This is a genomic window from Clostridium tagluense (assembly GCF_003865095.1).
GTDB classification, from domain to species: domain Bacteria; phylum Bacillota; class Clostridia; order Clostridiales; family Clostridiaceae; genus Clostridium_AD; species Clostridium_AD tagluense.
Window position 1 is genome coordinate 49,047 of record NZ_BHYK01000001.1, and the last position, 15,988, is coordinate 65,034.

The 15,988-nt window shown below is 30.8% G+C and carries 14 protein-coding genes; 10 read left to right on the top strand and 4 right to left on the bottom strand.

What is annotated here, in order from left to right:
* The first annotated feature begins 169 nt into the window (after positions 1-169).
* The 7 genes from Ctaglu_RS00250 (at position 170) to Ctaglu_RS00280 (ending at position 6,931) form a co-directional block, all read left to right on the top strand.
* Positions 170-937, top strand: coding sequence for a TatD family hydrolase (locus Ctaglu_RS00250; RefSeq protein WP_124996887.1), 768 nt, complete (start codon positions 170-172; stop codon positions 935-937).
* 282 nt (positions 938-1,219) lie between these two features.
* Positions 1,220-2,260: a resuscitation-promoting factor gene (locus tag Ctaglu_RS00255; protein WP_124996889.1), complete on the top strand. Its 1,041-nt coding sequence runs from the start codon at positions 1,220-1,222 to the stop codon at positions 2,258-2,260.
* A gap of 167 nt (positions 2,261-2,427) precedes the next feature.
* Positions 2,428-2,991: a ribonuclease M5 gene (gene rnmV / locus Ctaglu_RS00260; protein WP_124997346.1), complete on the top strand. Its 564-nt coding sequence runs from the start codon at positions 2,428-2,430 to the stop codon at positions 2,989-2,991.
* Complete coding sequence (rsmA, locus tag Ctaglu_RS00265) at positions 2,972-3,808, top strand: 16S rRNA (adenine(1518)-N(6)/adenine(1519)-N(6))-dimethyltransferase RsmA (protein ID WP_124996891.1); 837 nt, start codon at positions 2,972-2,974, stop codon at positions 3,806-3,808. Before rnmV ends, rsmA begins: the two co-directional genes overlap by 20 nt.
* Before the next feature lie 77 nt (positions 3,809-3,885).
* Positions 3,886-5,187, top strand: a complete 1,302-nt coding sequence (locus tag Ctaglu_RS00270; protein ID WP_124996893.1) for a DUF7922 domain-containing protein — start codon at positions 3,886-3,888, stop codon at positions 5,185-5,187.
* 111 nt (positions 5,188-5,298) lie between these two features.
* Positions 5,299-5,883 carry a hypothetical protein gene (locus tag Ctaglu_RS00275; RefSeq protein ID WP_185732550.1) on the top strand — a complete coding sequence of 195 codons (585 nt, stop codon included), beginning with the start codon at positions 5,299-5,301 and terminating at the stop codon, positions 5,881-5,883.
* 214 nt (positions 5,884-6,097) lie between these two features.
* Entirely contained in the window at positions 6,098-6,931 is an 834-nt protein-coding gene (locus Ctaglu_RS00280; RefSeq protein WP_124996895.1) for a YhfM domain-containing protein, read from the top strand.
* Positions 6,932-7,022: 91 nt separating this feature from the next.
* On the opposite strand, the gene Ctaglu_RS00285 is transcribed toward Ctaglu_RS00280, so the two are convergent.
* Entirely contained in the window at positions 7,023-7,202 is a 180-nt protein-coding gene (locus Ctaglu_RS00285; RefSeq protein ID WP_124996897.1) for a hypothetical protein, read from the bottom strand.
* A gap of 219 nt (positions 7,203-7,421) precedes the next feature.
* Positions 7,422-7,622, bottom strand: coding sequence for a cold-shock protein (locus Ctaglu_RS00290; RefSeq protein ID WP_071611001.1), 201 nt, complete (start codon positions 7,620-7,622; stop codon positions 7,422-7,424).
* 549 nt (positions 7,623-8,171) lie between these two features.
* Between Ctaglu_RS00290 and nrdD the strand changes: the two genes are divergently transcribed.
* Positions 8,172-10,280, top strand: coding sequence for an anaerobic ribonucleoside-triphosphate reductase (nrdD, locus tag Ctaglu_RS00295; protein WP_124996899.1), 2,109 nt, complete (start codon positions 8,172-8,174; stop codon positions 10,278-10,280).
* 83 nt (positions 10,281-10,363) lie between these two features.
* Positions 10,364-10,861 (top strand): anaerobic ribonucleoside-triphosphate reductase activating protein, encoded by a 498-nt coding sequence (gene nrdG, locus Ctaglu_RS00300; protein ID WP_124996901.1) that lies wholly within the window; start codon positions 10,364-10,366, stop codon positions 10,859-10,861.
* A 46-nt stretch (positions 10,862-10,907) separates the two neighbouring features.
* On the opposite strand, the gene Ctaglu_RS00305 is transcribed toward nrdG, so the two are convergent.
* Positions 10,908-11,543, bottom strand: a complete 636-nt coding sequence (locus Ctaglu_RS00305) for an MBL fold metallo-hydrolase (protein WP_124996903.1) — start codon at positions 11,541-11,543, stop codon at positions 10,908-10,910.
* 300 nt (positions 11,544-11,843) lie between these two features.
* Between Ctaglu_RS00305 and Ctaglu_RS00310 the strand changes: the two genes are divergently transcribed.
* Positions 11,844-13,652, top strand: coding sequence for an N-acetylmuramoyl-L-alanine amidase (locus Ctaglu_RS00310; protein ID WP_124996905.1), 1,809 nt, complete (start codon positions 11,844-11,846; stop codon positions 13,650-13,652).
* Positions 13,653-13,728: 76 nt separating this feature from the next.
* On the opposite strand, the gene Ctaglu_RS00315 is transcribed toward Ctaglu_RS00310, so the two are convergent.
* On the bottom strand, positions 13,729-15,627 hold the full coding sequence (locus Ctaglu_RS00315) for a glutamine synthetase (protein WP_124996907.1): 1,899 nt from the start codon (positions 15,625-15,627) through the stop codon (positions 13,729-13,731).
* Between the last annotated feature and the right edge of the window lie 361 nt (positions 15,628-15,988).

Sequence of the window (15,988 nt, forward strand, 5' to 3'; positions counted from 1 at the left end):
TCTTTAAGTGGGGGTCACATACTACAATAAAAAGAAAACTTCAGTGGGAGTATAAATCTCCTTCTGAAGTCGTTAATTACAGCTCCGAAGGAGATGATTTAACAACATGAAAGGAAGGTGAAAACTGTAATTAAACTTTTGAAATTATTAGTTTAATGCAGTGTTTATTATGATATTTGATTCACATGCACATTATGATGATGAGGCTTTTAATGAAGATAGAGAAAATGTAATACTGGGATTAAAGGATAAAGGTGTAATAGGTGTTTTAAACTGTGGCGCATCACTGGAAGGCGCAAGAATGTCGGTAGAACTATCCAGTAAATATGATTTTATATATTCCGCAGTAGGAATACATCCTGAGCATGCAGACATTGTTAATGATGAAATTATTGATGAACTAAGAAATTTAGCGCAAAATCCAAAGGTTAGAGCTATAGGAGAAATAGGATTAGATTATCATTATGAAGAAAATCCGCCCAGAGATATTCAAAAGGCGGCCTTTAAACTTCAAATGGAGCTTGCGAGAGAACTTAAATTACCGGTAGTTATCCATGATAGGGATGCCCATAGTGATACTTTAGACATATTAAAACAATTTCCAGAGGTTATAGGCACCATCCATTGCTTTTCAGGAAGTGTTGAGTTTGCGCAGGAATGTTTAAAACTCGGCTATTACATTGGATTTACTGGAGTTATAACCTTTAAAAATGCAAAAAAAATAGGTGAGGTTGCCAAAGTTGTTCCAATGGACAGAATATTAGTAGAAACGGATTGTCCATACATGTCACCAGAACCAAATAGAGGTAAAAGAAATGAATCCCCTTATATTAAATACATAATTGAAAAGATATCAGAGATTAAGGAAAAAACCATACAGGAAATTGAATATATTACAATTTGTAACATTGAAAACTTGCTAAAAATAAATAAATAGTGTAAAATGATTATTAATTCTAATTATTGGAAAAAATATAAAAATATATCTGTAATTAAAATTGTGTAGATCACATATAATTTTAATGGTAAATACTATTTTACTAATTTACCCTGAAAGACTGGATTAGTTGGTTTATTTTAAAATTATAATTTAATATTATAATTTTATGCACAATGATGCATTAACAGTCAAAACTAAGAGTAGTGGGTTTAAAATTTGACATATTTCTTGCTTCAAGGTATAATACCCAAGTACTCTTGACTAAGGGAGGGAATCTCTATGATGAAAAACGTGAAAAATAATTTGAAGTACTATTTTTCAAATGGGCCCAAGACATTTTTTATAGTAATGCTGTTATTAACATGTATTACGGTGACTATATTTAACATGAAAAAAGTTATATCTGTTATTGTTGATGGTAAATCCATACAGGTTATAACTTTAAAAAGCAATGTTAATCAAATACTAAAAACTAATAATATAGCGCTAGGGGCAAAAGATCAAATTACAGTTAGTTTAGACAGTGAAGTAAAAGACGGAGACAAAATATATATAAAAAAAGCTGTAAATGTTAAAGTAAAAGTTGATGGGAAAGAATTGAAGATTCAAACTGCTGAAAATACAGTAGCAGATATGCTGAAAGCAGAAAATATTGTATTGAAGAATGAAGACAAGATTACCCCATTAAAAAGTGAATCGCTAAAATCAGGGTTACAAGTACAAATAACAAGAGTAAACACTGATGTTCTTCAAGAAACTAAAGCGATTGACTTTGCAACTGAATTTAAAAGTAGCGATGAGCTGGATAAGGGTGTAAAAAAAGTTATCCAACCTGGAAAAGCAGGCCTAAAGGTTATTACTTCATCTATTGTCTATGAAAATGGCAAAGAGGTATCTAGAAATTTAGTAAGTGAAAAGATTAAATCACAGCCAGTTAAACAAATAGTTGCACTAGGTAATGTTAATGTATATACACCATCCCGTGGAGGTAACGTTCGTTACACCAAAAAAATTAAGGTTAGGGCAACAGCATATACTGCTGATTATAATTCTACGAATAAAGGCCCTGACGATCCCTACTTAGGGATAACATCCACTGGAGCAAGAGCAAAAAGAAACGCTGATGGCTTTAGTACTATAGCTGTAGATCCTAGGGTTATACCAATGGGAAGCAAGGTTTGGGTAGATGGCTATGGCTATGCTATTGCAGAAGATGTAGGTGGAGCTATAAAAGGTAATATAATAGATTTATATTTCCATTCCAGTGATGAAATGTGGGATTGGGGATCGCGTAATGTAGATGTATATATTTTAAAGTAGGAGCATTAGCTCCTTTTTTTTTGCTTTACAGTTCACTATTAATAAGTAAAATGATATTATAGATACAGGAATAAAAAGAAATACTAAAGGATATCTTTCTTTTTTATTAATATATAATAGTAAGTGTCTTACAATAGTATAGTATGGAGGATAATATGGATAATAATATGATTAAAGAAGTAATAGTAGTTGAAGGAAGAGATGATGTTACAGCAGTTAAAAGAGCGGTAGATGCTGAACTAATTTCTGTAGGTGGTTTTGGAATCAATGAAAAGGTAATTAATAAAATAAGAGAAGCTCAAAAGCGAAAAGGTGTAATAATCTTTACAGATCCAGATTTTGCTGGAGAAAAGATAAGAAGAATTATTACCAAAAGAGTAGCTAATGTAAAACATGCATATATATCTCAAAAAGAAGGAACTAAAGATGGAGATATAGGTGTTGAAAATGCATCACCTGAAACAATATTAAAAGCTCTTGAAGCTGCAAAATTTGAAGTTCAGGAGAAAAGAAAAGAATTTAACGTGCAAGATATGATATATTTTAAGTTGACAGCTGATAGTCGCGCAAAGGAAAGACGGGATGCCTTAGGTAATAAATTAGGGATAGGATATGGTAATTCATCACAGTTTATAACTAGGTTAAATAATTACGGGATTATAAAGGAAGAATTTATAGATGCCCTTAAAGAGATAGACAAGGAGATGAATTATGGAAAATTTAACTATTAGTGAGGTTGCAAAGAAATATAATTTCAGGTTTAAAAAAGGTTTGGGACAAAATTTTCTTATAGATGACTCTGTGCTAGACGACGTGGTTGATGGGGCAGAGGTTAATGAAGAGGATTTTGTTATTGAAATAGGACCGGGCTTTGGAACATTAACTAGAGAACTTTTAAAAAGAGCTAAAAAAGTTTGTGCTATAGAATTGGATGAAAAACTTTTCCCCATTTTAGAAGAGGAACTTAAAGATTTCAATAATTTTGAGCTTATTCATAATGATGCTCTTAAAGTAGATTTTAATGAGTTAATGGGAGATGAAAAATCTGTAAAACTCGTAGCGAATTTACCATATTATCTCACTACTCCAATAATAGTTAACTTACTTACTAAAGGTTATGATTTTAAATCACTAACAATAATGATACAAAAAGAAGTTGGGGTGAGAATAGATTCTGAGCCAAATTGCAAGGCTTATGGCGCTTTTTCAATATTGGTTCAATACTACTGTGATACGAAAATTATACGATTAGTGCCACCCACAGCATTTATCCCAGAGCCTAAGGTAGAATCTATTGTTATTAGATTGGATAGATTAAAGGAGCCTAAAGTTAAGGTTAAAGACGAGGCCTTGTTTTTTTCTATAGTAAGGAAATCTTTTAATATGAGAAGAAAAACCTTATGGAATGGTCTTAAAGATATAGGAATTGATAAAGAAAATTTACTAAAATGTTTTGAAAGAGCAAATATTGATCCCGTAAGAAGAGGGGAAACACTATCACTTCAAGAGTTTGCGTTGCTTTCGGATGAAATAGGATCTGCAAAATAAATTTTCAAATGTTGTTCACTTTCTATTATATACTTCATATAGTATAATGAATAAGTTTTATATGGAGGTAAAAGAAGGTGACACCTAAAAAAAGTTATAGTAGGTACTTTATTATATTACAAGAAGATGAAAAAGGTTATTCTTTAGACGCGGGTAAAATTCCTTCTGGATATGCAAAGTTAGAAATGAAAAATAACAAATGTAAGATTTCATACTATGTGCAAAACTTAAGGAAAGAAAAACAGCCTTATTACATGGTTTTAATATGTGGTAAAAAAGATGTAAATAAAATCATAAAACTGGGCAAATTGAACATAGACGACTATGGTAGAGTAGATATTTCTAATGAATATGACATGGAAAATATAGCGGAAACTGGTATAGCTGCTGAAAAGATTGTTGGAGCTGCAATTGTAAAGTTTTTAGATACCAATGTGGTTTCAATAATGAGCGGATTTTCAACAACAGATAAACCAAATGAATGGAGAAACTATAAACTCGCCGATGTCAAAAATGAAAACAAAGACACAAGAACAGATGATATAATTAATGAATTTGATGAATATGAACAAAACATTGAATTAATTAAAATAAAAAGTGATGAAGTAGATACTTCAGGAGGCGTTAAAGCCGAAAATGTTGAAACATCAGGTGGATTCGAAGAGATTAAAGGTGGAGATCTTAGATTCAAAGAACCTGAAGCTAAAGAAACTGAAGATAGAGAGCCTAAAGCCAAAGAACCTGAAGTTAAGGAATCTGAAATTAGAGAATCAGAGATCAAAGAATCTGAAGCTAGAGAACCTAAAGCCAAAGAACCTGAAGTTAAAGAGCCTAAGGTCAAAGAATTCGAAGTTAGAGGACCTGAAGATGTTTTAGGTGGAAATAGAAGCAAGGATAAAAAACAAGATGAAGAAGATAAGCATCATGATAAGAAAGAGGATTATGATAAATGCAAATACCCTAAAGGTGCCATGGGAGAATTCTTTAAAACAGTAGCACTAGGTTTTGAAGAAGTACCTAATTTTTCTAAAGAAATCAAATGGTGTAAATGGTATAAAATACCTGCGAGTAGTTTAGAGAATATGTATGATTTCAGTGACTATAATAAATATGCAATAGCATATTATCCTATGATTTGTTACTATCCATATATTAGAAACCATAAATCTTTTATGCTAGGATATAAATGTGACTCTAGTGGGAAAATGAAATATATTGTTTATGGAATACCTGGAAGCAGAGCTAAATGTCATCAACCCTATGGAGGTAAAACTGGTTTTGTAACTTGGATTTCAAATAATGAAAATGATGAAATGGGACATTGGCTGATGTTTTATGATTTCAAAAAATCTACAATTGTTGTCCCTTTAAAAAAATAATATATATGAAATTAAATGTGCGACTATATAATTTAGTAGCACATTTAATTTTTTAATATTCTTTTAATATGTATCATATAGTATATTAACATTAATATATGGAGGGATACAATGAGGGTTATATTTATAAACAGAAAAAAAGTTGGAATTATAGTAATACTAATGGGACTTATGATAACGCTTTTGGGGATATCAAAAGGATTTGATAAACAGTTGAAAACTACCATTCTTGTGGAGCATAATATTAATTTGCTAAATGATTATACTGCTTTAAACGGAAAAGTAAATTATAAATTACCGGAAGGGTGGACAACTAAAGAAAAAAAGTTCCCTGGTGGAGAAATTATATATCACAATGATTTTCAATCATCGGACGCGGTAATTCATGGATTTGTGGAAGTGTGGAGGAGCAAAAATGATTTAAAAGCATTTTTAGATAGCAGTAAAAAAATATCCGAGGAGCAAAATCTAGTTAAAAATTATAAACTAGACAGTATTATTATAAATGGTAAAAAAACATATTTAGTGCAATACTTAATTAGTGTAACTGATAATAATTGGTACAAGGCCTATGAATATTTTATTGATGATGGGAATGAATTTTATAGAATTTCATTTTTTACAAGGAATGTTAATTTTAAAGAATCTTTTGGAGCTATTTATGAAAGTATAGTAGAGACCTTTAAAATTAATTAAAGTTGCTTAATACTTTTTAAAGTATTATAATTTATCTAATGTCATTTTAAAAGAAAGATCCATAGCTACATTGTTAGTGAATAAAGCGTGTTTAATGAGTTTTTAACGAGTTTTCGACTAAGGGTGGCACTATGCTTCTCTTAATATTTTATTGCGCTAGGCAGCTTAAATAATGTGTTGAGGCATCTTCAGAGGAAAGCAAGGAGGATAAAAAATGCACAAAAATAAAAACAAGCTCCTGATATTTTCTTTTATAATTATAGCTGCATTTATATTTACAGGATGTAAGAGCTTTGATGGGATCAAAGTAAAGCTTGGGCTAAAAAATAATGATTTTGAATATATTAAGGATGGCAGAATTAAAAAGATAATAATACAAAGTACTAGGGATAAAAGCTTTAGATTTGTGGTTACAGATGAAATAGCCATAAAGGATTTGTATGAAATTTTATCAACATCTAAGGAAGTTAGTGAAAAATCAACACTAGAGTCTGATTATATATTTGAAATGTATGAGGGCGTAGATAAAGTCCACAAATTTAACTATATAGCAGGGCTGGATGAAAAAGATGGAGCTAATTTGTATAGTTCAGATAAGAGCTATATTGTATCTAAAAGAATTGATAATGATATAATACAAAACTTTTGGAATATACGAAAGCCAATAGATTTTAAAACTGTATATTATGATTCCATTTCAAAGGTATTAGATAAGTATGTAGAGGGCGAAGGCAAGGGCAAAAAAATAGGACTTGATATAAGTGAGGATAATAGTGTAGCTAAATTTGTACTATCAACTGATTTAGAATCCTTTAAAAGTAACTTAATAGATGATTATAATGCTACATTACTAAAAGGTAAAGCTACGGATTATGATGTGTTAATAAAAGTTAAAACGCAAGGATATAAAGCCACTATATACAAGGCTACTGCTACAATTAAGACTACACTTAGTGAGAAAGAAAAAGTGTATTACGTAGTAGCTAAATATTATAAAGGACTATGGAACATTGAAACTTTTGAAGATAAAAAACCAGCTAAATTCTAACATAATTTCATTGCGACATCTTTTCAGGATGTCTAAATAATAAAAATCTGTATTTGGAAAACAAATACAGATTTTTATTGTTAAAATTTTATTAGAAAAAGCTTTCCATTATATTGTTTCTCAAATTAGTAGGAGATGCCATATTTAAATCGATAGTATCTCCTATTTTTGAATCTTTAGGTAAACGAGCAATACATATATCCACAGTAGTTCCGTCTGAAAAATTTATAAAAGCATCTGTATTGTCCATATCTATTATTTTACCAATCATTATAAAACATCCTTTCTCAGTCTATAAACTAACTCCTGTATAGTTTTAGCAAAGGTAGATATTATATTCATGAAAGTGATAATATTTTTATAAAATGAATAAAACAAAGTACGAAAGTAGACTTAAGGATAGCTGATATAAACTAAAAAACACCTATCACAGTGTGATAGGTGTTTTATCTATAATTGATGTATATTATAGATTACTTTAGAATTTGAATTATAATCTAGTAACGTTTGAAGCTTGAGGGCCTCTAGCGCCAGTAGTTATTTCGAATTGAACTTGTTGTCCTTCTTCTAAAGATTTATATCCGTCTCCTTGAATAGCTGAAAAATGTACGAATACATCTTCTTCTCCTTCTACGGATAAGAAACCAAACCCTTTTTCTGAATTAAACCATTTAACTGTACCTGTTTTCATATAACTTTCCTCCTGAATAAAAAAATTTGTAACATTTGTAACATAAAACATTTGTAACATAAGTATTATAATACTACACTTTGTTAAAATTTTAAATAGTTTTTCAAAAATAAAATAAATAATTGCGTATCTTTTTATTTATTTACTAAGAATTCCTCTAAACTTAATTTGCTTAATTATATTATAATATAATTTAAAATGCATACAGTTTAGTTATTTTTTATAAAACTATTTTAACTTAAGGCAGCACATTATTTATAATAGTTTTAGTAGTGGGTGCTTTATGTTCTAAATATAGTTTGGCTTTTAATGTTTTTTTTATACTGTTTTATTTTTTTTATTTTTTTTAGGCAGATATTAATAAAATAAGTTTAGAGGTTAAGCTATAATGTCAAGAGCACAATAAGGATAAAAAATCAAAGGATATTGAGATAATCAAAACCTAAATGGGCGTATTATATGATAGAAGTTAATTGTGAAATTGATATAAAATTTTTACTAGAGTATAATAAGCAAAGTACAAGATATTGTGTTTAGGGAGGCCTAGTTATGCTACATGTAGTCAAAAGAGATGGACGAGAGGTTCAATTTGATTCGATAAAAATCACAAATGCCATAAGGGGAGCAGCGGATGAGATAGCTTTTAATTTAAAAGAAAGTGAAATTATCGAGCTAACTCAAAAGGTGTTAGAAAGAATTGAGGATTTGGACAAACAGCAACTTTCTGTGGAAGAAATACAGAATATTGTTGAAGATAAACTTTTAGAAAATGGTCATAAGCCTATTGGAGTAGCTTTTTCTAATTACAGGCGTGAACGTAATAAGATTAGAGAAATAAAATCAGATCTTATGAAAGCTATAGAAAAAATAGGAGTAGAAACAGATAGAGATAATGCTAATGTGGGCAATAATTTTAGTTCTAAGTTACTTAGAATTGCTAGTGAATCTAATAAATGGCATAATTTATCTATGATGCCTAAGCATTTAGCAAAAGCACATGAAAATGGAGACGTATATTACCATGATTTGGATAGTTACAATTTAACCGTAAATTGTTTGCATATACCAACAAAAGAAGTTTTAGAAAGAGGATTTAATACAGGCTATGGCTATATAAGGAGAGCAAAAAGGATAGAGTCTGCAGCTGAACTTTCATGTATTTTACTTCAATCAACGCAGAACGATATGTTTGGAGGCCAGTCACATCCAGATTTTGATAATGACATGGCAGCATTTATAGAATACACAAGGCAAGAAATACGTGAAGAAATTAGAGACCTGGGTGTAGATGAAGATAAGATCAATGCGTTTGCAGAGCGTAAATTAAGAAGAGCTATAGAGCAATCTATGCAAGGCATAGTATATAACCTAAATACAATGCATAGCAGAGCAGGATCACAAGTGCCTTTTAGTTCAATGAATATCGGAATACCAGAATCTAAAGACGCAGCGCTGGTATGTGAAATATTTCTAATAGAATATGAAAAAGGGCTTGGAAAAGGAGAACAACCAGTATTTCCTAATATAATTTTTAGAGTAAAAAAAGGAGTAAATAGAGAAAAAACTGATCCATATCACTATTTATATAAGCTTGCTTGCAAGGTTGCTAGCAAGAGAATGAACCCTACTTTTATGAATTTAGATGCTGATTTTAATAAATTTTACTATGATCAAGGCATTACACCGGCTACCATGGGGTGTCGTACTTATGTTTGTTCTAATATAAATGGAGAAGCAGGAACAAAGGGCAGAGGAAATATTGCACCGGCAACTATAAATCTTCCTAGACTCGGTATATTAGCTAAGGGAAATGTAGACAAGTTCTATAAATTACTCTATGTTAAGTTAGAACTTTGCAGAGAAGCACTTATGCATAGATATAATGTGTTAAAAAAATTAAAGGTTAAGGATTTACCCTTTGTAGCAGGTCAAGGACTAATGCTTGGAAGTGAAGGATTAACTCCTAATGATTCCATTGAACCTATTTTAAAGAATGGATCATGGGCTATTGGATTTATAGGTCTTGCGGAAACTCTAGCAGCCATAACAGGGAAGCATCAGGGTGAATGCGAAGAGTCTAGAAAATTAGGGGTTGAAATAATATCCTATATAAGAAAGTATACTGACAAGTTAATAGATGAAACTAAGCTTAATTGGAGCACTTATGCAACGCCTGCTGAAGGGTTAAGTGGTAGATTTATACTTCAAGATAAGGCTGTATTTGGTGAAATACCAGGGGTTACGGATAAGGAATATTATACAAATAGTTATCATGTTCCTGTAGGATATCCAATATCCATTGTGGGAAAAATAGATATTGAAGCACCTTATCATAAATTATGTAATGGTGGACATATTAGTTATATAGAACTTGACGATTACCCAACAGGGGAAATTATAATGGATATATTAGATTATGCATATAAGCAAACAAACATTAGTTATTTGGGAATTAATTTCCATATAAGATATTGTAAAGATTGCGGAACTTATCTTCAAAGTGGAGTTCAAAAATGCACGAAATGTGGCAGTCATAATATACAAGGAATTTCAAGAGTAACAGGTTACTTAAGTTTGGATGAGAGATTTGGTAATGGGAAAACAGCAGAGAGAGCAGATAGGATATCTCATACTGAGGATCATGCAGCTGTCTATTAAATAAAGTTTGTTTAAAATCATGAGCAATTGTATTACTACAATTGCTCATGATTTACTTTATCATATAAAAGGCGGTGTATTTAGTGAAACTACAAATAGGTGGGTTTTTAGATAATTCATTAGTCAATGGAGACGGAATGAGATCTGTGCTCTTTGTGTCTGGCTGCATACATAACTGTGAAAGTTGCCAAAATCAGCTTATGCAAAGTTTTGATTATGGTGATTCTGTTTTAGTAGGAGATATTTTGAAAAAAATAGTGAAGAATGTGCCTATAATAAAAGGGGTCACCTTTTCAGGAGGAGAACCTTTTGAAAGTGCATTAGCACTATCAAAATTATCAGAAGGAATAAGGAAGCAGGGATTAAATATTTGGTGTTATAGTGGGTACACATATGACGAGATAATAAATAGTGAAGATAAAGATAAACTAGGGCTACTAAAATTTATAGATGTACTTATTGATGGTAAATTTCATGAAGAATTAAGGACAGATGCTAGTAAGTATACTGGTTCTTCAAACCAGAGGATCATCGATGTACAAAAGAGTATTTCAGAAAATAAAATTGTATTATGGGAATAAATATACAAAGGGAAGCCCTCCAATTTTAAAATGGAGGGCTTCCTTTTTAAATATAATTTAGTATTTTAACAGACAGTGATTCTCTTAATTCACCATTGATTATTAAGTTATTACTATCTATTTTTGAGGCGTTTTTCATGTACATAAGAAATGTTTCTACCCCATCTAAGGGAAAGGACACTAGTGAAGTTTTATAGTGCATGGGTATAACTATTTTGGGATTTATTTTCTTAGTAACTTCCGCAGCTTCTTTCCCATCCAGGGTGTAATTACCACCCACAGGAATAAACAATATGTCTACACTTCCAATAGCATCTATATCATCATTTGAAAGACTATGGCCTAAATCTCCTAAATGACATAAGGTATAGTCATCCATCTTAAAAGTGAATATTATGTTATCACCACGCTTTGCGCCTTTATCTTTGTCGTGATAAGAGGGGGTACCTTTTATAGGTATATCACATATATAGAACACACCAATTTTATCTATGATTTTAAAATTACCATTTAACTCTTTAGTATAATTATGATCGAAATGCTTATGACTTATAGTTACAATATCCGGACTTCCTTTATAAATTTCATATCCTAGTGTAGTATCAAATGGATCTGTTAAAAGCGTTCTACCTTTTGAATCTTGCAAAAGGAAGGATGAATGACCTAGCCAAGTTATTTCCATGTAAATTCTCCTTTTATTAAATGATTTTTAAATATTTCACCTTAAATTGAAACAAATTCTGTCACTACACGTATTTTATAGAGAGACAATATTTTATATGACTATTTATCATTAAATTATGGCACATTTTATGGGGTAATATACTATTTTAAAAGTAAATATATTGAATTTGAATAAATTCTTGAAAAATATTTATAACTATAGAGATGGTAATATAATTATCTCAGGATTAATATCATAATTTACATGAAGGCTTAAAATTATATAAATAATTAAATATGAAGGGTTAGGGGAGATTATATGAAAAATATCTTTAAAGCATTTACAATTATGATTTTAACTTTTGCATTGATTATACCTATGCAAATAATAGTTAAGGCTAGTACCTATGTAGATATGGGTCCTAAAAACGATGTGGTAGTTAGCAAGCCATGGACAGTGAATTTCAACAAATCACTGAGCCCTGCTACGGCTACTAGCACAAACATTAAGGTGGTTGGAGAAAATAATAATTACATAGACGTAAATGTTAGTTTAGCTAATGACAATAAAAAGGTAATAGTAAGTCCTGTAAAAAATTATGAATCTAATAAGACATATACCTTGATAGTTACGGAAAAGGTTAAATCTAATGATGGAAAGCCTCTTCCTAAAGAAGTTAGAATGAATTTTAATACCGAAACTATAAAACCAAGTATACCTACAAAACCAAGTGAGTTTACTGTATGTATAGATCCGGCGCAGTTCTATACGGAAAACACTGGTGCATATGGTGCTAAGGCTAAGGATATAAATTTAAAGGTAGCGCTGAAACTAGGCAATATACTAAAAACAAGAGGATTCAATATAGTATACACCAGAAACGCTGATTCAGTACCTTGGACTGCGGCTGGCGAGGATGATGCAAAAGCTGCAATAGCAAAGAATGCAAAGGCAGATGTATTTTTAAGTATAAATACTAATAGTGCTTCAAATACTGAGGCCAGTGGTATTGAAACATATTATCTATCTGATGTTGCTAATAATAAGCTACTAGCTAGTTCAATACAGGGAGAACTAATAAAGGCAACAGCGGCAAATGATAGGGAAATAAAAGTAGCAATGGAAACGGGAAATTTTGGGATATTAAAAAAGACAAGCTGTCCTGCTATAATGATGGAATTAGGGTTCCTAAGCAATCCAAATGAAGAGATATTATTAAGTAGCGACAAGTATCAAAATAATGCTGCAAGGGCTATAGCTAATGGGTTAATGAATTATGCTGGATTTGCAAATACAGATACGAGTTATGACTCTGTTTATGAAATATCTTCAGTGAAAGATATAATGGCTAATTTACAAGTGGGTGGCACATACACATTCCCTAAAATGGTGCAAGCTACTATGAGTAATAATTCAAAAAAAGATGTTGCAGTGGTATGGTCTCAAAATTCAGTTTGTCTAAATAAAGTAGGGACTTATACTTATGAAGGAGTTATAAAGGATAATGACAGAAAAGTTAAAGTTATAATTAATGTTACTAAGAGCACCTACAAAGTAGTAATAGACCCAGGTCATGGAGGGGGCGACTCAGGAGCAGTAGGAGTAAAAGGAACGCAGGAAAAGGATGTAGTTTTGAAAATTTCTTTTAAAATAGGAGATATATTAGTTAAAAATGGTGTTGAAACGGTGTACACAAGAAAAAATGACAATATACCTTATTCAACTAGTAATCAAGCTAGAAATCTTCAAGATAAATGTGATGTTTCAAATAACGCTAAACCAGATTATTTTGTAAGCATTCATGCTAATTCTTTTGATAGTTCTACTGTTAGTGGCATCGAGACTTTCTATTTTAGTGGGAGTTCAGCTGGAGAAAAGCTTGCTCAAAATGTTCAAACTGAATTAATTAAAGCAACTGGAAGAAAAGATAGGAAGATTAAACCTGTTACTACAGAATTATATGTTATAAGGAATACAGATGCTACGGCTATATTGGTGGAAACATCTTTTTTATCAAATCTAGAAGAAGAAAGGCTGTTAAAAACTGAAGACTACCAAAACAAATTAGCTAAGGCGATTTCAACAGGTATTCTTAAGAGTTTAGGGATAACTAATATAGTATATTAATTTAAATTATCATAAAAAATCACCTACATAGTATTTTACTATGTAGGTGATTTTTTAATGACTTAAAATATATAATTTAAATATCTAACAAATTCTTTTTATAGTTGCTATAACAGAGTCTAAGTTCTTCCATTTGCGCATCTAATTCTAGTTGTAAGGCAGAAAGCTCTTTGTAGTTTTCAACTTTGGAAGCTTCTTTTATTTTAGTAAAGAGGCTAGTTTTAGAATAAGTGTCCTTCATAATAAAATGCCTTAAATCATTAATTTTTTGCCAATTTGCTAAATCTAAATCTAAAGCCTTTTCAGGAGTATGAATCATTTTAGAATTTCGAATTTCTTCTGCATAAGCATTTAATATTCTATTATTTATTTCAGTAACCCATCTAGTGGTTATAGCCATTTTAAAACTATTTAGTAAACTAGGAGTAAATACACCGTGAGCCTTAAGAACTTCAAGTTTTTCAGGATATTCATCAAGTCCAAGAAGATTTTCATAAATAGTTTTAGGTGCTTTTCCAAAATACTCTTCGCGATCTTCATCTGTATAGAAATCAAATACATTTTCTTCACTTCGGTATGCTCTATGTTTTTCTAGATACTCACTGTCCTCGCCGGGTGCTTTAGATAATTCACTTAAAAGGTCATCTTCACATTTATTATTTTTTATTGCGTATACAAGCCCATCTAGCATGCCCATATATAAGGTGGCTAAAGCCAGGTATGTATTAGTATGTGGATTTGGCGCTCTAAGCTCAAATCTTGTAGCAAGTGGATTATCAAGATCTCTTATTAATGCTAAGAGTATAGATCTATTCCTTGAAGGAACATCCACACTGTGTCCAAGGGATGTTACTATGCAAACAGGAGCTTCAAAACCAGGTTTTAGTCTTCTTAGTGAATCATTTGTTGGAGAAATAAATGGATTTATTACTTCGTAATTTTTAAGTATACCCATGGCGGAGGCATAACCTATAGTGCTTAGGAAATGTTTTTTAGTAGAAGTAAATAAATTAACTCTTTTTCCGTTTTTTAATTTTACGGCTACACCAATATGAACATGTTTACCACTTCCAGCTACATCTTGCACAGGTTTGGCTAAAAAGGTAACATCTAAACTGTTGCGTCTAAAAGTTTCTCTTACTAAATTTCTTATAAATAGCTCATTATCCGCACATTGAAGAGCATCAGAAAACTTCCAATCTATCTCAAGCTGTTCCATAATATGAGTTAGAGAACCAGTTTCACCTAGTTGAGCTTTTACGCCACCAACCTCTTTATGTCCCATTTCTGGTTCGAAACCATAGTATTCCATTAAAGTAAGGCATTGCTCTAAGGCAGTTCGAACACTTCCTTTAAGTCTACTCCAATATTGCTCTTTTAGTTCTTGAGAAGTGGATAGTTCCTCTATATCTGCGTCATCATTAGGTGTTTTTACCCAAAACTCTAATTCAGTAGCAGAGGTAAGTAGGATTTCATCAATATCTTCATAGGAAAAATCAAAAGAAGCGAGTGCAGATGGATATTCTTTGAATAAATTGTGAAGAGTTGTTTTAAAGCAGTTAATGGATTTTTTTAAGATAGACCTTGAATCTACTGGAATGTTATTATGTAATAATAAACATGGAATTTTTAAGGTTCCTACAGGCAATTTTGTTTCAAAATCAATGTTTTCATAATTGTAGTCTATGAACCAATTACAATCAAAATCTGCCAGCATGTCTGTTTTAGCATTATTTAGAGTAGCAATGCCTGGGAAGACTACCGATGAACCGTCAGTTTGTATAGCACCCTTAGCGAAACCACTAATGTCATTTAAAAATATAGTCATTGGAATTCTTTCATCGGTATCATTTCCAGATAGGTCAATACCTACTAGAGAAACGAATTTCACCTCAGAGTGGGCAAGTAGAATTTCTTTAATATCTTTGTCAGAATGATTTTCTTTTGGAATTACATAAATTAAATTTTTCAAAATAATCTTCCTCCTTTAAAATATATATTTTTATTTAAAAGCCAGTAAAACGACTCCATTAATATTTTTAGAAATAGAATTATATTCTCATTAAAATAATAATTTTATTTATAGAAGTGTAAGATTTTCTTTTAATACACAACTAAATAAAATGATTTTATTATAATAATGAAAGTATGTCAATGGAAAACATCATCAATTATAATTATTAACAAAATAATCAGGATATTTTGCAAGTATGGTAAAACATAAATTCATTTACGTAAACGTATTCTGTAGCTATTTATAGTTTAAAGTATCGTGAATTTCATTTTTATCTTATATTATATCACATATATTTATGAAAATATGCATATTTCACAAT